Origin of the sequence: Actinophytocola xinjiangensis, assembly GCF_001921215.1 — a bacterium.
Classification (GTDB): domain Bacteria; phylum Actinomycetota; class Actinomycetes; order Mycobacteriales; family Pseudonocardiaceae; genus Actinophytocola; species Actinophytocola xinjiangensis.
This window is the reverse complement of sequence record NZ_MSIF01000017.1, coordinates 138,570-155,668: the sequence shown is the minus strand read 5'-3', so window position 1 is coordinate 155,668 and position 17,099 is coordinate 138,570. Positions and strand designations below refer to the sequence as shown.

The 17,099-nt window shown below is 72.3% G+C and carries 13 protein-coding genes; 7 read left to right on the top strand and 6 right to left on the bottom strand.

What is annotated here, in order from left to right; all coding sequences use genetic code 11:
• Positions 1-49: 49 nt before the first annotated feature.
• Positions 50-1,018, top strand: coding sequence for a 4-hydroxy-3-methylbut-2-enyl diphosphate reductase (locus BLA60_RS28895; RefSeq protein ID WP_211288877.1), 969 nt, complete (start codon positions 50-52; stop codon positions 1,016-1,018).
• A gap of 7 nt (positions 1,019-1,025) precedes the next feature.
• On the opposite strand, the gene BLA60_RS28890 is transcribed toward BLA60_RS28895, so the two are convergent.
• Positions 1,026-1,862: a DUF6542 domain-containing protein gene (locus BLA60_RS28890; RefSeq protein WP_075136160.1), complete on the bottom strand. Its 837-nt coding sequence runs from the start codon at positions 1,860-1,862 to the stop codon at positions 1,026-1,028.
• Between the two features lie 227 nt (positions 1,863-2,089).
• Positions 2,090-3,076 (bottom strand): DNA recombination protein RmuC, encoded by a 987-nt coding sequence (rmuC, locus tag BLA60_RS28885; protein WP_084735339.1) that lies wholly within the window; start codon positions 3,074-3,076, stop codon positions 2,090-2,092.
• Positions 3,077-3,225: 149 nt separating this feature from the next.
• On the opposite strand from rmuC, the gene BLA60_RS28880 reads away from it, so the two are divergent.
• Positions 3,226-4,407, top strand: coding sequence for an exonuclease SbcCD subunit D (locus tag BLA60_RS28880; protein ID WP_075136159.1), 1,182 nt, complete (start codon positions 3,226-3,228; stop codon positions 4,405-4,407).
• On the top strand, positions 4,404-7,343 hold the full coding sequence (locus BLA60_RS28875; protein ID WP_075136158.1) for an AAA family ATPase: 2,940 nt from the start codon (positions 4,404-4,406) through the stop codon (positions 7,341-7,343). The genes BLA60_RS28880 and BLA60_RS28875 overlap by 4 nt, the downstream gene beginning before the upstream one ends.
• A 17-nt stretch (positions 7,344-7,360) precedes the next feature.
• On the opposite strand, the gene BLA60_RS28870 is transcribed toward BLA60_RS28875, so the two are convergent.
• Both BLA60_RS28870 and BLA60_RS28865 read right to left on the bottom strand, forming a co-directional pair.
• Positions 7,361-7,984, bottom strand: coding sequence for a nucleoside/nucleotide kinase family protein (locus BLA60_RS28870; RefSeq protein WP_075136157.1), 624 nt, complete (start codon positions 7,982-7,984; stop codon positions 7,361-7,363).
• The gene (locus BLA60_RS28865; protein ID WP_075136156.1) at positions 7,981-8,814 is read right to left on the bottom strand and encodes a PfkB family carbohydrate kinase; all 834 of its coding nucleotides are present in this window, start codon (positions 8,812-8,814) and stop codon (positions 7,981-7,983) included. Before BLA60_RS28865 ends, BLA60_RS28870 begins: the two co-directional genes overlap by 4 nt.
• Positions 8,815-8,951: 137 nt before the next feature.
• On the opposite strand from BLA60_RS28865, the gene BLA60_RS28860 reads away from it, so the two are divergent.
• Together BLA60_RS28860 and BLA60_RS28855 are read left to right on the top strand one after the other, a co-directional pair.
• Positions 8,952-9,923 (top strand): LacI family DNA-binding transcriptional regulator, encoded by a 972-nt coding sequence (locus tag BLA60_RS28860; RefSeq protein ID WP_075136223.1) that lies wholly within the window; start codon positions 8,952-8,954, stop codon positions 9,921-9,923.
• 138 nt (positions 9,924-10,061) lie between these two features.
• Positions 10,062-10,514: a VOC family protein gene (locus BLA60_RS28855; protein ID WP_075136155.1), complete on the top strand. Its 453-nt coding sequence runs from the start codon at positions 10,062-10,064 to the stop codon at positions 10,512-10,514.
• 37 nt (positions 10,515-10,551) lie between these two features.
• Here the strand turns inward: BLA60_RS28855 and BLA60_RS28850 are convergent, their stop codons facing one another.
• Both BLA60_RS28850 and BLA60_RS28845 read right to left on the bottom strand, forming a co-directional pair.
• On the bottom strand, positions 10,552-11,994 hold the full coding sequence (locus BLA60_RS28850; protein WP_075136154.1) for an AlkA N-terminal domain-containing protein: 1,443 nt from the start codon (positions 11,992-11,994) through the stop codon (positions 10,552-10,554).
• 93 nt (positions 11,995-12,087) lie between these two features.
• Entirely contained in the window at positions 12,088-15,294 is a 3,207-nt protein-coding gene (locus BLA60_RS28845) for a S8 family serine peptidase (protein WP_075136153.1), read from the bottom strand.
• Positions 15,295-15,558: 264 nt separating this feature from the next.
• On the opposite strand from BLA60_RS28845, the gene ychF reads away from it, so the two are divergent.
• Positions 15,559-16,641: a redox-regulated ATPase YchF gene (gene ychF / locus BLA60_RS28840; protein WP_075136152.1), complete on the top strand. Its 1,083-nt coding sequence runs from the start codon at positions 15,559-15,561 to the stop codon at positions 16,639-16,641.
• The gene (locus tag BLA60_RS28835) at positions 16,638-17,066 is read left to right on the top strand and encodes an acetyltransferase (RefSeq protein ID WP_075136151.1); all 429 of its coding nucleotides are present in this window, start codon (positions 16,638-16,640) and stop codon (positions 17,064-17,066) included. Before ychF ends, BLA60_RS28835 begins: the two co-directional genes overlap by 4 nt.
• Positions 17,067-17,099: the final 33 nt, after the last annotated feature.

Genomic DNA, 17,099 nt, shown 5'->3' with positions numbered 1-17,099 from the left:
AGGTCATGCGATATGCCCACCGGCCATGCCGGTCCGTACCCTGGGTCGCATGACCAAGCGAGTCCTGCTGGCCAAACCACGCGGCTACTGCGCCGGCGTCGACCGGGCGGTGGTGACCGTGGAGAAGGCGCTCGAGACCTACGGTCCGCCCGTGTACGTGCGCAAGGAGATCGTGCACAACAAGCACGTTGTCGAGACCCTCACCGAACGCGGCGCGATCTTCGTCGACGAGGCCGACGAGGTGCCCGAGGGCGCACTGGTGGTCTTCTCCGCGCACGGCGTGTCCCCCGCCGTCCACGAGCAGGCCGCCTCCCGTGACCTGCGCACGATCGACGCGACCTGCCCCCTGGTGACCAAGGTCCACCAGGAGGCAAAGCGCTTCGCCCGCGACGACTACGACATCCTCCTGATCGGCCACGAGGGCCACGAGGAGGTCGAGGGCACCGCCGGCGAGGCCCCCGAGCACGTGCAGCTGGTGGACACCGCCGAGGACGTCGAGAAGGTCACCGTCCGCGACCCGTCGAAGGTCGTGTGGCTGTCCCAGACGACCCTGTCGGTGGACGACACCCTCATCCGGGTCAACCAGCTCAAGAACCGTTTCCCGGATCTGCAGGACCCGCCCAGCGACGACATCTGCTACGCCACCCAGAACCGCCAGGTGGCGGTGAAGGCGATGGCCGCCGAGTGCGACCTGGTCCTGGTGGTCGGCTCGCAGAACTCGTCGAACTCCAAGCGGCTGGTCGAGGTGGCGTTGCAGGCCGGCGCCCGGGCGTCGTACCTGGTCGACTACGCGCGTGAGGTCGACCCGGCGTGGCTGGAGGGCGTCGAGACGGTCGGGGTGACCAGCGGCGCGTCGGTGCCGGACATCCTGGTGATGGACCTGCTGTCCTGGCTCGCGGAGCGGGGCTGGCCGCAGGTCCAGGAGGTGACCACGGCCAACGAGAAGGTCGCCTTCGCGTTGCCGCGTGAGCTGCGCAAGGTGCTGGCGTCCAACGACCTCAAGGGCAGCGTCCGGTAGGTCCGCCTCAGCGGTGCGACTCCGGGGGCCGTCGCCGGGCGGGGCGCTGGCCCGGCTCCCGGCGGCCCCGGTCCTCGCGGTTGCGGTCCTCACGACCCCGGTCGCCCCGTCCCCGGTCGTCGCGGCGGGGCCGGTCCTCGGGCTCGCGCCGGCGCGGCTCCTGCTCGCGCGGCCGTCCACGGCGTTCCCCCGGCTCCCGGCGGCCGCGTTCGCGGTCCCGGGGCGGGGCCTCGCGCCGTTCGCCGTCCCGCGCCGGGCGGCCACCGCGACCGGGCCGTTCGCGGTCGCCCTCGTCGGGGCGGGGCCGGCCACGGCGTTCCCCGGACCGGGGCTCCCGCCGGGGCGCCTCGGCGTCCCGGGGCGGTCGCTTGGCCGCGCGGACCGGCGGGTTCGGGTCCCGCTCCTTGAACAGCCGGTACAGCCCGATCGCCACGGTGACCGCCGTGGCGATCGCCATCGTCGGGAAGTTGCTGGTCAGCGACAGTGCCACGGAGATGATCCGCTGGCGGAAACCGTTGCCGGCGCTCTCGCCGAGCAGCAGCACGGCCAGCACCGCCGTCAGCGCGAACACCAGCGGCGGTTGCACGATCGGCCCGAACAGGCCGCGGCGGCGGACCAGGCACACGGCGACGACGCACGCGAGGACGTAGACGATCTGGAAGATCAGCCCGAGCTTGTCCTGGAGCTGCATCTCGACGACGGCCGCGATGCCCGTCACGCCGAACGCGAGTGCCACGCACGCCCACCACGGCAGACCACGGGACCTGCCCAGGATCAGGCGGTCATCCCACGCCGGCTCAGCGTCTTGTGCAGGATCGCTCCGGCGATCGCGGGTCGCGGTCACGGCGCACACGTTAGTAGGTCTGTTGGCCCTGCTGACCGCCGTTCTGGAAACGGCGCCGCCCACTCCACACCTTGATGTGAATCCAGACACAGGGCGCCTACTGTCCACTGCCGCCGGAGGAGTCCGATTTCGTTGAGTTGTCCGAGGTTGCCCGGGGGTGGGTACCACCGTTCGGCGGCTGAGTTGATCACCCGAACGTGGCGGTGATCACACCGAGTGGGCTGATTTCAGAACGGCACCTCCGTGTCGAGCTCCTCCGGCCGCTCGCTGTCGGTCAGCTCCTCGCGACGGACCGGAGCGCCGGTGACCAGCACGTCGTCCGAACGGCGGACCGCCGCGACCGGCGTCGGGCTGGCCGCCGCCTCGGTCAGCGGGCCCACCGCCGTGGCGAACTGGGTCAGCGCGTCCAGCTCACGCCGCCGCGCCTGGAGGAACCGCTGCAGGTGCGTACTGGACACGTTGACCGCGTCGATCGCGCCCTCGGCCGCCCGGTGCGCGCCCGCCGCGTGCCCGCGCAGCGCCTCGATGTCCTCGACCAGCACCCGCTCGCTGGCCGCCAGCATCGACGCCGACGCGATCACCGCGAACCCCGTCGGCCCGCAGACGAACACCCGCCGGTCCAGCAGCCAGCGCAGCAGGTCGGGGTCGGCGTCCATGGCGGCGACCACCGCCGCGTCGGACGGCACGAACATGACCGTGCCGTAGATGGCGTCCGCCCAACGCTGGTAGCCCTTGCCGGCCAGCTCGGCCGCCCGCGAACGGATGTTGCGCACGTGCACGCGCAACGCGTCCAGCCGCTCGTCGGCGTCGTCGGTCTCCACCGCCTCGATCCAGCAGGCGATGCTCATCTTCGCGTCGACCGGCACCCGCCGGCCGTCGCCGACCACCAGCAGCATGTCCGGACGCACCGAACCACCGCCGCCGACGTCGGTCTGCAGGGTGAAGTGCAGGCCCTCGCGCAGGCCCAGCGCGCGGGCGGTCTCGACCAGCGCGCGTTCGCCCAGCTCACCCCGGCCGTGGATGGACGCGAAGGTGACCTCGTACCGGCGTAACGCGGCCGCGTGCGCGTCGGTGCGCTCACGTTCCTGGCGCACCGCGAGCGCGGCGGCGTCGAGGCGGCGCTGACCGTCGGCGTAGAGCCGCTGGAACAGCACGGCACCCGCGACGATCAGCAACAACAGGACGACGGCTACGGTGCCGAACACTGCGGCCACCTTGGTCTCCCTTCACGTGGGCCGGTCGCGACCATCTTGGCCGGGGGGTCCGACAGTTCCGGCGGCCCGGTCGCCGCTCGGCGCACGATCACCTGTTCGGGTGGCGTGCCTCCCGCACTTCGCGGGCCGGGCGCCCTAACTTGACCGCCATGCGGCTGCTGCACACCTCCGACTGGCACGTTGGCCGGATGTTCCATGGTCGCGATCTGCTGGCCGATCAGGAAACCGTGCTCGGCGGGCTGGCCGATCTGGTCGTCGACGAGCGGGTGGACGTCGTCGTGGTGGCCGGCGACCTCTACGACCGGGCGGTGCCCTCGGGTGAGGCGGTGTCGGCCTGCACCCGCGTCCTTGACCGGATCAGGGCGGCCGGCGCACGACTGGTGATCACTCCCGGCAACCACGACTCGGCGCCGAGACTGGGCGCGTTCGCCGAGTTCGCCGCCGCCGGCGGACTGCACCTGCGCACCCGGATCGCCGAGCTTGACCGTCCCGTCGTCCTCGACGACGCGCACGGACCCGTTGCCCTGTACGGCATCCCCTACCTGGAGCCGGAGCCGGCGCGGCACGCGATGCTGATCGGCGCGACCGGCCACGCCGGCGTGCTGACCGAGGCGATGCGCCGCGTCCGGGACGACCTGGCGCGCCGGGCCGACGGCACCCGGTCAGTGGTGCTCGCCCACGCGTTCGTCACCGGTGGTGACCCCAGTGCGTCGGAGCGGACGATCGCCGTCGGCGGGGTCGAGCAGGTGCCGGGCGCGGTGTTCGACGGCGTGGACTACGTGGCGCTCGGGCACCTGCACGGGCCCCAGCGGCTGGCCGAGAACCTGCGCTACTCCGGCAGTCCGCTGGCCTACTCGTTCTCCGAGGCCCGGCACCGCAAGTCGGTGTGGCTGGTGGAGCTGGACGCGGGCGGCCTGGCCGGGGTGGAACGCCGCGAGCTGCCGGTGCCGCGCGCGCTCTCGACGCTGCGCGGCACGCTGGACGAGGTGCTCGCCGACCCCGCGCACGACGGCCTGCGCGAGCACTACCTGTCGGTCGAGCTGACCGACCACGTGCGGCCGACCGACGCGCTGCGCCGGTTGCGGGAGCGGTTCCCGCACGCCGTGCACCTGGACTGGCGCCCGTCCGGCGGCCCGCTGGCGGCGAAGCTGACCTACTCCGGCGCGGCCCGCGGCCGTTCCGACCACGAGGTGGCCCGCCAGTTCGTCGAGGACTGCCGGGGTCGCGAGCCGTCGGCGCGGGAGTCGGCGTTGCTGCGCGAGGCGCTGGCCTCGGTGGCCAACGAGGAGCGCGCGGAACTCGCCCAGCAGCGGGGAACCCGGGTGGCATGAGGCTGCACCGGCTGGCGGTCACGGCGTTCGGGCCCTACCCCGGTCAGGAGGTCGTGGACTTCGACCGGTTGGGCGCCGACGGGCTGTTCCTGCTGCACGGCGACACCGGCGCGGGGAAGACGACGTTGCTGGACGCGGTGGCCTTCGCGCTGTTCGGCGCGGTCCCCGGCATGCGTGAGCAGGCGCGACGGCTGCGGTGTGACTACGCGGACCCGGCGGTGGCGACCGAGGTGACCCTGGAGCTGAGCGTGCGCGGGCACCGGCTGCTGCTGGTGCGCGGGCCGGAGTACGAGCGGCCGAAGAAACGCGGCGGCGGTACCACGAAACAGCAGGCGCGCGCGTCACTCACCTGGGTGGGTGACGCGCCGCGCGGTCACGCGCCGGACGGCGTGACCCGCCTCGACGAGGTCGGCCGGACCGTCGAGCGGCTGCTGGGGATGAGCAAGGACCAGTTCTTCCAGGTGGTGCTGCTGCCGCAGGGCGAGTTCGCGCGGTTCCTGTGCGCGGAGACCGGCGAGCGGGAGAAGCTGCTGGAGAAGCTGTTCGGGACCCAGCACTTCGCGCTGGTCGAGCAGTGGTTCCGCGACCGGCGGGTGCTGCGCGGCCGGGAGCTGGAGGCCGGGCGGGTGGCGGCCGGGCAGCTGGCCGCGCGGGTCGCGCAGGTCGTGGGCGAGGAGCCGCCGGAGCACGCCGGCGACGACTGGCTCGCCGAGCTGGTGACCAGGACCGAGCTGGCCGCGTCGGACGCGGTGACCGCCGAGCTGGCGGCCGCCGCCGAGCGGGACCGCGCCGAGGCGAAGTTCCTGGTGACCAGGGAGCTGGCCGACCGGGTCACCAGCGCCAGGTCCGCCCACGCAGAACTGGCCAGGCTCGACGCCCAGGCACAGGACCGCGAGGCTCGGCGGGCGGAGCTGTCGGCGGCGCGGCGGGCCGGCGGCGTGCCGCCGGTCGCCCGCGAGTACGAGCGGGTCGCGGAGCTGGTGCGGGACGCGGAGCGGGAGGTCGAGGACCGGTTCGGCGCGCTGCCGGCCTCCGCCGGGCCCACGCCCGACGCGGGCTGGGCGCGGACGCGGGCCGCCCGGGCGCGGGAGGAGGCGGGGACACTCGCGGCGCTGGTGGCGCAGGCGCGGGCCCAGGACTCCGACCGGGACACGTTGGCGGCGTTGACGATCGAGGCACGGCGGGCGGACGCGGCGATCCAGGAGTGCGCCGGGCGGCTGTCGTCGTTGCCGGCGGAGATCGCGGACGGGCGGGAACGGCTGGCGCAGGCCGACCGGGCGGCTGGTCTGCTGCCCGGCCTGCTGTCCACTCGGGACGAACTGACGGAGCTTTCCCTCGCTGCCGAACGGATTCCGGCCGCCGAGGCGGCGGCGTCGGCGGCGGCGCTGGCGCACACCACGGCCGTGGACGATCACCAGGACGCCCGGGAGTCCTTCCAGGACATACGGCAGCGCCGGCTGGCCGGTATGGCCGCCGAGCTGGCCGGGGCGCTCGCCGACGACGCGCCGTGTCCGGTGTGCGGGTCCGGCGAGCATCCGGCGCCGGCCCAGGGCGCGGTCGGGCGGGTCACGGCGGCCGACGAACGGGAGGCCGCCCAGCGCGAACAGGACGCGCAGGCCGCCCGGGAGCGGGCGCGGGACCGGCTGGCGCAGGCCGACCAAACTCTCGGCGCGCTCCGCGACCGGGTCGGCGGCCGGGACGTCGCGACCGACCTGGCGCACGCCGCCGCCGCGTACGCCGAGGCCGCCGCGCTGGCGGCCGGCCGGGACCGGCTGGCGACCCGGCTGGACGCGGTCGAGCGCGAGGCCGAGCGACTCCGCGAACGCCGGCTGGCGGCCGAGAAGCAGGCCGCCGGGTACGAGCGCGAGCGGGACGTGCTGACCGAGCGGATCGCCGAGCGGTCGGCCCGGCTCGACGAGGCACGCGGCGAGTACGCGGACGTCGCCGCCCGGCGGACGTCCCTGCTCGACACGGCCGACCGGCTCGACGCGCTCGCCGAATCCCTGGCCGCCCTCGACTCGGCCGAGACCAGGGCGGCCGAACAGCGGGCCGTCCTGGCGAAGGCGGTCGCCGAGGCCGGCTTCGCCGACGTCGACGAGGCCACCGCCGCCGCCCGACCCGATCGGGTGATCCAGCGCCTCGAACGTGAACTGGACGACGCGCGGGCGCGGGAGGCCGCCGCCCGGCGGGAGCTGGCCGCGCTCGGCGACGTCGACCCGACCGCGCAGGTGCCGCTCGGCGCCGCCGCCGACGCCGTCACCCAGGCGCGGGAAACGTTCGAGCAGGCCAAGGTCACCGAGCGGGTAGCCAGGTCGGCACGCGGCGACGTCGCCGCGCTGGCCGAGCGGCTGCGGGCGGTGTCGGCCGCCCTGGCCCCAGTGGAAGCCGAGTATGAGGAGTTGTCGGCCCTCACCGATGTGGTGAACGGACGGGGGCAGAACGCCCGGAAGATGTCACTGCGTGCCTATGTCCTGGCGTCGCGGCTGGAGGAGGTCGCGGTCGCGGCCAGCGCCCGGCTGCGGCGGATGAGCGAGGACCGGTTCTCGTTCGTGCACAGCGACGCGGCCGGTCCGAGGGGCAAGCGCGGCGGCCTGGGCCTGGACGTGCTCGACGACTACTCGGGCCGGGTGCGGCCGGCGAAGACCCTGTCCGGCGGCGAGACGTTCCTGGCGTCGCTGGCCCTGGCGCTGGGCCTGGCCGACGTCGTCGCGGCCGAGACCGGCGGGGCGCTGCTGGACACGTTGTTCGTGGACGAGGGTTTCGGGATGCTCGACGCCGACACCCTCGACGAGGTGATGAACACCCTCGACGAGCTGCGCGCCGGCGGCCGGGTGGTCGGCCTGGTGTCGCACGTGGAGGAACTGCGCCAGCGCATCCCGACGCGGCTGCGGGTGCGCAAGTCGCGGACCGGGTCGTCGGTGGAGCTGATCGGCTGAGCTGATCGGCTCCAGGGTCAGTCCTCCAGTGGGGTGTGGACGACCAGATCGGCGGCGCTCGCGGTGGCGTTGATCAGTACCGCGTTCCGCTCGTCGGAGCCCATGGTTCTTTCGGCGGCTTCTTCCGGAGTTCGGCCGTGGGCCTGGTGGCGTTTCGTCAGCCATTCCCGCCGCTGATTCTCCTCGGGTGCGAGGAACCAGGTCTCGTCGAGCAGGGTTCTGATCGTGTTCCACGGGCTGTCGGGGAGCAGCAGGTAGTTTCCCTCGGTGATCACCAGGCGAATGTCGGGCCCGATCGGCACGGCGCAGGCGATCGGTTCCTCCAGGTCCCGGCGGAAGACCGGAGCGTAGACGATCGCGTTGCCCCGCTTGGGTTTGAGCCGTTCGAGGAGGTGGACGTAGCCGTGGGCGTCGAACGTGTCGGGGGCGCCCTTGCGCGGTGTGCGGCCGAGCCGGTCCAGCTCCGACCGGGCCAGGTGGAAACCGTCCATTCCGACGTGCTGGGCGGAATTCCCGAGGGCGTTCGCCAATCGTTGCGCCAGGGTGGATTTTCCCGACCCGGGCGGTCCACAGATACCCAGAATCGCCCGCTCGGAGGTCATCAGCGCGCGGGCCCGGTCAAGCAGATCAGCGAATGTCATGTCAGCTCCCGAAGGGCGGGAATCCAGGACCGTGGCCCGTGCTGGGCGACGCGCACCGCGGCCGCCGCGTTGGCGAAGTCGATCAGCTCCGGCAGGTCGGCCGCGGCCGGCACCCGCCCGAGCCGAGCGATGGCCACCGCGGCGGCACCGTGCCAGACATCGCCGGCCCCTGCCGTGTCACGGGCAACCACGGCGCGGGCGGGCACCTGACCGTGCGCGTCCCCGACCGTCCACCGCACGGGATCGGCTCCCGCCGTGCGGATCACCACCGGACAGGCGACCGGCGCGGGTGGGACGAACGCCGACGAGGACGCACACACGTCGACCAGCGGCAGCAGTTCGGTGAACACCGGCTTCCAGCTGCCGGCGTCGAGCACCACCGGCACGCCCAGTTCCCTGGCCGCCCGCGCCGCCCGTAACGCCAACTCCGGGTGGTGACCGTCGAGCAGCAGAACACCCGCTCGGGTGAGGTCCACCTCAGCCACCGCGGTGATGCCGGCAGCGTTGTGTGACACCACCGTGCGTTCCCCGTCGCCGACCCGGACGCAGACCGCGCTCACCGGCGGCGGCGCCACCCGGTACGGCAGCACGTCGGTGACCAGCACCCCGCGGGCCGTCAGGTCCTCCCAGGCCAACCGGGCCAACGGATGCGCCCCCAACACGGTCGACAGCCGGGTCGTGGCGCCGAGCGCGGCGGCCGCTACCGCCGCGTTGGCCGCCGGACCGCCGGCCGCCAGTTCGACGGACGCCGACTGGACCTTGTGGCCGGGCCGGGGCAACTCGTCGACCCGCTGCACGAGGTCGACCGTACACAGCCCGACCGCGACCACCGCACGATCGTCGTCAAGCACCAGCGGACCTCCACGGCGAGGCGGTTTGCGAGGAAGTTATTGATCTCTGTACGGTGGCGCAACCGTGTGCGCAAACGCTTGCGCCCGGAACGATCCAGGAGTCTGTCGTGGTGACGATGCGGGACATCGCTGAGCTGGCCGGGGTGTCCATCACCACGGTGTCGCACGTGGTCAACTCGACCCGATCGGTCGCGCCGGACACGAAGGCCAGGGTCCTGGACGCGATCGAGCGGACGGGCTACACCGGAGACGCTATCGCGCGCTCCCTGGTGACCGGCGGCACCCGCTCCCTGGGTTTGGCGATCTCCCTGGCAGCCGGCCCGTACTTCGCCGAACTCCTCCGCGCCATCGAGCACGAGACCACCCGATCGGGCTACACCCTGGTCCTGGCCGACACCCACGACGAGCTCGACGCCGAACAGTCGGCCGTGCGCACACTGCGTTCCCGGCGCGTCGACGGCCTCATCCTGACCCCGTCCCCCAGCACGTCCGGCACCCCCGTCCCCGACCTGCTCAAACTCGGGGTCCCGATCGTCCTGCTGGACCGCCTGACGACGAGCCAGCACATCGACCAGGTGGGCCCGGAGAACGTGTACGCGACCTCCGGCCTGGTCCGCCACCTGGCCGAGCTTGGCCACCGCCGCATCGGGATGATCAGCGGCGCCGCCGGCCTGGCCACCACCTCCGAACGCGAGCTCGGCTACCGCCTTGGCCTCGGCCGCTCCCGCCTGACCTGGGACAACGACCTGGTCGTGCCCGCCGAGTCCGGGCTGGGCGCGCTCCTGGACCTCGCCAGCCCGCCCACGGCCGTGATCGCCGGCAACAACGCGATGCTGACCGCCGTCCTCCACGAATGCCGCCGCCGGGGGATACGCGTGGGCCGCGACCTGGCGGTGGTCGGCTACGACGAGGTCGAGTGGGCGGAGCTGCTGGACCCCCCGGTGACCACGGTGGCCCAACCCGTCGAGGAAATGGGACGAACGGCCGTTCGCCTGCTGCTGGAACGCATCGCCAACCCGGACCGGCCGGCGGTGACCAAGCGCCTGCCCACCACGTTCATCCACCGCAACAGCTGCGGCTGCCCCTGAGTTCTCGCGGTGGCCTGACCCTGTGGCCCTGGCCGCCGGCCCCCGGTAACCAGCTTACCGTGAGGCACCGACACAGCACGGCGAGTGAGATCTCGTCACCAGTTGCGATCACCTCCTGTAACCTCTATAACTGGTTACATGGCGATGGGTTGGAAGTTGGTCGTGGACACCGCGGACGCGGCCGCGCAGGCGGAGTTCTGGGCAGCCGCCCTCGAGTACGAGGTGGAGGACCCCAGCACGTTGATCGACCAGCTGCTCGCGGCCGGCCACCTCACCGACGAGGCGGTGCTGGAACGGGACGGCCGCAGGACTTTCCGGGGCTTCGCCGGGATCCGACACCCCGACGACCCGTTCGACCCGACCAGCGGCGTTGGTCACGGGCGCAGGATCCTGTTCCAGGACGTGCCCGAGCACAAGACCGTCAAGAACCGCCTCCACATCGACATCCATGCCCAGCGCGGTGGACTCGACGCCCTGGTCGAGCGCCTGGAAGCGTTGGGAGCCACCCGCGTCACCGAGATCGACAAGGGTCCGGCCGGGCACTGGTGGGTCATGCTCGACCCCGAGCGGAACGAGTTCTGCGCCTCCTGATTCGCTTTCCTGGCAACAACGTCATGACGTGATCCAGTCACGCCCGCCACAGGTGAAGACCGGCGTAGGAACGCCACGGGCGCCACGCGGCGGCCCGACCGGTCAGATCGCCCGTGAGCCCCACCGCCGCCGCCCCCTTCCGCAGGGCGACATCCGTCTCCAACAGCACATCCGGATCCCCCAACACCCGCATCGCCACGTAGCCGGACGTCCACGGGCCCACCCCGGCGAACCCCCGCAACGCCGCCGACAGCTCCGCCGCGTCCGCCCCCACGTGCACGGCCAGCTCACCGGAAGCCAGAGCGGCGTTCACCGCCACCACCGTCTCCACCCGACGACGCGGGCCCCGCACCGTCCGCGCCCCGTGCTCGGCGATCGCCGCCGGGCTGGGAAACAGGGTCGTCAGCGAACCGTCCGGTTCGGCGAGCGGTTCCCCGAGCGCCGTGGTCAGCGAACCCAGCGCGGTCCGCGCCGCCGCCACCGTGATCTGCTGGCCGATCAACGCGCGGGTGACGATCTCCGCCGCGTCGACGCTTCCCGGCAGCCGGATCCCCGGCACGGCCGCCACCAACGGCGCCAGCGCCGGATCCGCGCCGAGAACCTCGTCGACCGCCTTCGGGTCGGCGTCGAGGTCGAACAGGCGCCGCAGCCGGGAGACGGCGCTGCCCAGGTCCCGCAGGTCGGTCAGCCCCAGGGTGGCGTCGAGGTGACCGTCGGCCGGCCGGACGCGGGCGGTGCCGGTTCCGTGGGGCAGCCGCAGGGTCCTCGCGTACTCACCGTCCACCACGGACTCGACGCCGGGGATCGCCCGTGCCGCCAGGAACGCGACGATGCCGGCCGCGTCGTAGGGCGGCCGGTAGGGCAGCCGCAACGTCACCTTGCCGGGGGTCGCCGCGGCGCGGGAGCGGCGGCGGGCCGCCAGCCGCAGACCGGACGGGGTCGTGGCGAACACCGCCCGGATCGTGTCGTTGAACTGCCGGACGCTGGCGAACCCGGCGGCGAACGCGATGTCGGCGAAACCCAGGTCCGTCGTCTCGATCAGCAGCCTCGCCGAGTGCGCCCGGTGCGCCCTGGCCAGCGCCAACGGCCCGGCCCCCAGCTCCTCGGTCAGCACCCTGGTCAGGTGGCGCTCCGAGTACCCGACGCGGCTGGCCAGCCCGGGAACACCCTCGCGCTCCACCACCCCGTCGCCGATCAGTCGCATCGCCCGGCCGGCCAGGTCGGCGCGCAGGTTCCACTCCGGCGAGCCGGGCACCGAGTCCGGCAGGCACCGGCGGCACGCCCGGAAACCGGCCTGTTGCGCGGCCGCCGCCGTCGGGAAGAACCGCATGTTGTGGCGCTTGGGCGTGATCGCCGGGCACGACGGCCGGCAGTAGATCCCCGTGGTCCGCACGGCCACGATGAACTGGCCGTCGAACCGGGCGTCCCGGGACGCCGACGCCCGGTAGCTCTGCTCATCGTCAATACGCACGACACCCATGCTGCCTGCGGAAACCGTCCCCGGCTAGCGGGAAACGGACATGGAAAGGGGGGCCGCCCCTCAGCGAGACGGCCCCCCTTCACTCCAGCGGTACTACGACGTGACGGCCTGGACCACCACGTCGCCGGTGCCCACGAGCGAGTCGTCGCTCGTCAGCACCCGCACGTTGCCCAGCAGGACCCGACCCGCCGCCGGGGCGGCCTTCGGGGTCAGGGTCGCCGACACCGTCCACGCCTCGCCGCCCGGGCGGGCCGCGTCGGCGTCCGCGACGTCCAGCGTGCCGAACGCCGGGCTGGTGAACACGTCGACGTAGTCGTAGGTGGTCTCGCCCTCCGGCACGGCGTAGGCCACCACCAGCACGACCCACTGGCCGGCCGTCGGGTTGGCGATCCGGACCTCTTCCTCCGAGTCACCGTCGGCGGTCACCCCGGCCTGCACACACGAGCCCGACGTGCAGTCGAACACGTACAGGTCCAGGTCGGCGCCCAGGTCGGACGTGCCGCCGATCTTCGCCCGCAGCTGCGTCGCCCCGGCGGCCACGGTCACCGGGAACTGCTGCTGGGCGCCGTCGGCGATCGTCGGCGTGTTCAGCTTGGCGCTGCCCAGCGGCGTGCCGGTCGCCCGGCCGGTGAACGGGCCGAACGCGTTGGTCAGCGTGTACTCCCGCTCGATCGCCTCACCGGCGGTCGCCGAGGCGATGGTGTCCGGGTTCGGGCTCACCGTCGCGCCCAGCACCGACGCGGTCAGCGTGTACGGCGCGAACGCCGCGTCCGAGGTCCGCCGCGCCTCGATCACGATCTCCCACACGCCGGGCAGCGGGTCGGTGAACGTGCGGCTGTGCGGGTCGCCCGCGTCACACGCGTTCGCCGGCGGCACCGGCGGGTTGTAGCAGTTGGGTGTCGAGTTGTCCTCGATGCCCACGCCGTACGGGTGGAAGCGCAGGAACCGGATCTGGCCGGCGCCCTCCTCCGTGCCACCGCCCTCGAGGTCGATCTTGAGCGCGGGGGTGTTCTCCGGCACGCGGACGAAGTAGCTCTGCGTCTCGTTGCGGCCGATCTCGCCGCCGTGGCGGATCTGGTAGCCGGCGGACTCGGTGAAGTCCTCGGCGGCGACCACGGTGTTCAGCGTCTGGTACTCGATGCCGGTGGTCATCGGGCTGTCCAGGTTCAGGATCGCCGAGTGGATACCGGCCGTGCGCGGGTTGATCGTCACCTTGTACTTGACCGCCGAGTTCTTCGGCAGCGTGATCGAGTTCGGCGAGCTGAACGTGCCGTCGTTGCCGACCCAGCGCGCCTTGTAGGTGAGCGGGTGGTCCGGACCGGAGGTGCGCTTGAACGTGTACTCCCGGGTGTAGCGGTCGCCCTTGCGCACGTCCTCACGGTCGTGGATGCCGACACCGACGCCCGGCGTCGCCAGGAAGCCCGACAGGACCGTGTTCACCGGCACCGACGAGCTGATGTCGACGGTGGCGATGTTGGACCGCAGCGCGTTCCACGCCTTGCGCACGTCGATCAGACCGTTGCCCTGCTCGTAGGCGCCGTAGCCGGGGATGAACCGCGACGTCGAGGTCAGCGCCTGGCGCAGCTGCGCGGGGCTGTGCCCGACGTCGCGCTGCTTGGCGGCACTGACCAGCACCGCGCCGACGCCGGCGGCCTGCGGCGAGGCCATCGACGTGCCGTTGAGCATCGCGTAGCCCGGGGGCAGCTCGTAGGTGCCGGGCAGCGGGCCGCCGGGCATGAACATCGGCGTCGGCGAGATCGCCGAGCCGGGCGCGATCAGCGTCGGCTTGAAGCCGCCGTCCTCACGCGGGCCGCGTGAGGAGAAGCCGTGCAGGTTCTCCTCGTCGGCGGCGTCCGAGCCGTAGTTGCGCTGCCAGGTCCTCTTCGTGATGTACGAGCCGACGCTGATCACCTTGTCGGCCGTGGACGGGAAGCCGACGGTGTTGGACCCCGCGCCGTCGTTGCCGGCGGAGATGAACATCTGCACGCCCTCGGTCTCGATCAGCTCGTTGTAGAGCTTCTCCAGGACCGTGTTGCCGTCGTTGATCAGGTCAAGGCCACCGATCGACATGTTGATCACGTCGACGTCGGCCTCGGTCGCGGCGTAGATCATGCCCTCGGTCATGGCGTGCACGGTGCAGCCGGCGACGAACAGGCAGGCGCGCACCGACACCAGCTTCGCGCCGGGGGCCGCGCCGCTCATCTCGCCGCCGAACATGCCGTTGGCGGCGACGATGCCGGCCACGTGCGTGCCGTGGTCACCGGAGACGATGCCGATGTTGACCGACTCGGTGTCCGGGTTGGTCTGCACCACGAAGGGCAGTTCCTCGGCGATCGCGGTCGACGGGTCGTCCTCACCGAAGTAGTTGACGTCCTGGTTGACCTTGAAGTCGCGCATGGGCGACTCGTCGGCGAAGTCCTTGTTCTGGTTGGTGTCCACCCACACCTGGCCGCTGGCCGGGTCCCACAGCACGCCGTAGGTGCCGACGCTGCCGGCCGGGTTGCCGTCGCGGTTGACGTCCTGGCCGATGGCGCCGCCCAGCAGCGGGCTGCGCTCGTCGAACACGCCGTAGCGGTAGCCGGCCGGCTGGCCGGGCGCCGGGCTGGACATGTCGATCCAGGTCGGGTCCTGGTCGTTGTTGGCGCCGTCGGTGAACCCGGGGTCGGTGGCGGTCACCCAGTCGACGATCTTGTCCTCGCCGGTGGTGGTCTTCTGCAGCGCCGGGTGGGCCAGGTCGATGCCCAGGTCCACGATGCCGACGGTGACGCCCCGGCCGTCGAACTTCGGGTTCGACTCGACGAACTGGGCCGCGCCGGTGTCGCCGGTCGGCATGTACGGGTTGACCCGAGGGGTGTCCGCGCCGGGCGCGGGCTGCGGGGTCGGGTCGTCGATGCCGAGTGGACGGGGCTCGTCGAGGGTGATCTCGCGGTCGACGTCCAGGGCGTCGACACCGGGGATCTTGGCCATCTTCTCGACCGAGCCGACCGGGACGACGGCCCGCACGTAGCCCAGATCGTCGGCGCGGTAACGGATGTCGGCGCCCGCGGCGGTGAGTTCGTCGACGACCCCCCGGTCGCCCATCACCATGATCTCGACCGTGCGCTTGCCCTGCCGGCGCGCCTCGTCGAGGGTTTCGCGGTCCTGCTTGCCGAGTTCGATACCGAGGTCGGGCACCGTCGGCTTGTCGGCCGGGGCCGCGCCCGCGGTGGCCGGCAGCGCGGCGAGCGACACGCCCACCGCGGCGGCGAGGACCGCCGCGGCGAGGCCGGTCGCCCGCCTGCGCGAGTGTCGATGGGTCATCCCACGTCCTTCTTCTCGAGCGGGCGGGAGCAAGCCGGGTCGCTCGCGCGCGCGGGTTGTGCCAAGTCAGCGGTGCTCACGGAGTGTTGTTGACCAACACCAGGCTGACTAGGGTCCAAACGGGGTAATCCTTCTCTCTGAAGTGCGCTTATGAGATCAATCCCACCGGGTGTGTCGCTACCCGTGACCTGTTCGCTACCGACGATTGGGTAACGCATTGGTGCGTGTGGGTGGCCGATCCCCAGGTCCGTAGACTCATCGCACGTGAGTCTGACCCTCGGGATCGTTGGGCTGCCCAATGTCGGCAAGTCGACGCTCTTCAACGCCCTGACCAACAACGACGTGCTCGCGGCGAACTACCCGTTCGCGACGATCGAGCCCAACGTCGGGGTGGTGCCGCTGCCCGACCCGCGCCTGGACGACCTGGCCAAGGTGTACTCCAGCCAGCGGACCGTGCCGGCCGTGGTGTCCTTCGTGGACATCGCGGGCCTGGTCAAGGGCGCGTCGCAGGGGGCGGGGCTGGGCAACAAGTTCCTGGCCAACATCCGCGAGGCGGACGCGATCTGCCAGGTGATCCGCGTGTTCGACGACCCCGACGTGACCCATGTGGACGATCGGATCGACCCGTCGGCCGACATCGAGACGGTCAACACCGAGCTGATCCTGGCCGACCTGCAGACCCTGGACCGCGCGCTGCCCCGGCTGGAGAAGGAGGCGCGCACCCGCAAGGAGGCCCGCCCGACGCTGGACGCGGCGGTCGCGGCCAAGGACATCCTCGACGGCGGCCGCACCCTGTTCGCCGCCGGGTCCGAAGTGGACATCACGCTGCTGCGGGACCTGACGCTGCTGACCACCAAGCCGTTCCTGTACGTGTTCAACGCCGACGAGCCGGTGCTCACCGACCAGGCCCGCCGCGACGAGCTGGCCGCCCTGGTCGCCCCCGCGGACGCGGTGTTCCTGGACGCGAAGGTCGAGGCGGAGCTGCTGGAGCTGGACGACGAGGCGTCGGTGCGCGAGCTGCTGGAGTCGATCGGCCAGACCGAGCCGGGCCTGCACTCGCTGGCCCGCGCGGGTTTCCACACGCTGGGCCTGCAGACCTACCTGACCGCCGGCCCGAAGGAGGCGCGGGCCTGGACCATCCACAAGGGATGGACCGCCCCGCAGGCCGCCGGCGTCATCCACACCGACTTCGAACGCGGCTTCATCAAGGCCGAGGTCGTGTCGTTCGACGACCTGCTGGAGGCCGGCTCGATGACCGCCGCCAAGGCCGCCGGCAAGGTCCGCATGGAGGGCAAGGACTACGTCATGGCCGACGGCGACGTCGTCGAGTTCCGGTTCAACGTGTGACCGTCCGCCGCGCCGCCGGACCGCACGAGTACCCCCGGCTGGTCGAGATCTGGCGTAGCGCGGTCGACGCCACCCACGACTTCCTCGCCGCCGAGCACCGGGACGAGATCGAGTCGCGACTGGCGTCGGACCACTTTCCCCAGGTTGATTTGTACGTCGCCGAACGCGAGGGCGTCGCCGTGGGGTTCGCCGGCGTGTCCGGCACGAAGCTGGAGATGCTGTTCGTCGAGGCCGGTGCGCGGGGCCAGGGCGTCGGCAGCGCGCTGCTGTCGTGCGTCGTGGCCGGCGGCGTGGCGGCGGTGGACGTCAACGAGCAGAACACGCGGGCCGTCGCGTTCTACCGCCGCCGTGGTTTCACCGTGACCGGCCGCAGCGCCGTGGACGACCAGGGCCTCCCGTACCCGCTGCTTCACCTGACCTTGTGACCATGCTGCTCGCCACAACGGCGTCCAATGACG

Excerpts from the sequence above, each read along its gene's own strand:
- BLA60_RS28880 (WP_075136159.1), top strand. The coding sequence starts at position 3,226 with ATGCGGCTGCTGCACACCTCCGACTGGCACGTTGGCCGGATGTTCCAT.
- BLA60_RS28870 (WP_075136157.1), bottom strand. The coding sequence starts at position 7,984 with ATGACATTCGCTGATCTGCTTGACCGGGCCCGCGCGCTGATGACCTCC.
- BLA60_RS28875 (WP_075136158.1), top strand. The coding sequence starts at position 4,404 with ATGAGGCTGCACCGGCTGGCGGTCACGGCGTTCGGGCCCTACCCCGGT.
- BLA60_RS28850 (WP_075136154.1), bottom strand. The coding sequence starts at position 11,994 with ATGGGTGTCGTGCGTATTGACGATGAGCAGAGCTACCGGGCGTCGGCG.
- BLA60_RS28860 (WP_075136223.1), top strand. The coding sequence starts at position 8,952 with ATGCGGGACATCGCTGAGCTGGCCGGGGTGTCCATCACCACGGTGTCG.
- BLA60_RS28855 (WP_075136155.1), top strand. The coding sequence starts at position 10,062 with ATGGCGATGGGTTGGAAGTTGGTCGTGGACACCGCGGACGCGGCCGCG.
- BLA60_RS28845 (WP_075136153.1), bottom strand. The coding sequence starts at position 15,294 with ATGACCCATCGACACTCGCGCAGGCGGGCGACCGGCCTCGCCGCGGCG.
- BLA60_RS28895 (WP_211288877.1), top strand. The coding sequence starts at position 50 with ATGACCAAGCGAGTCCTGCTGGCCAAACCACGCGGCTACTGCGCCGGC.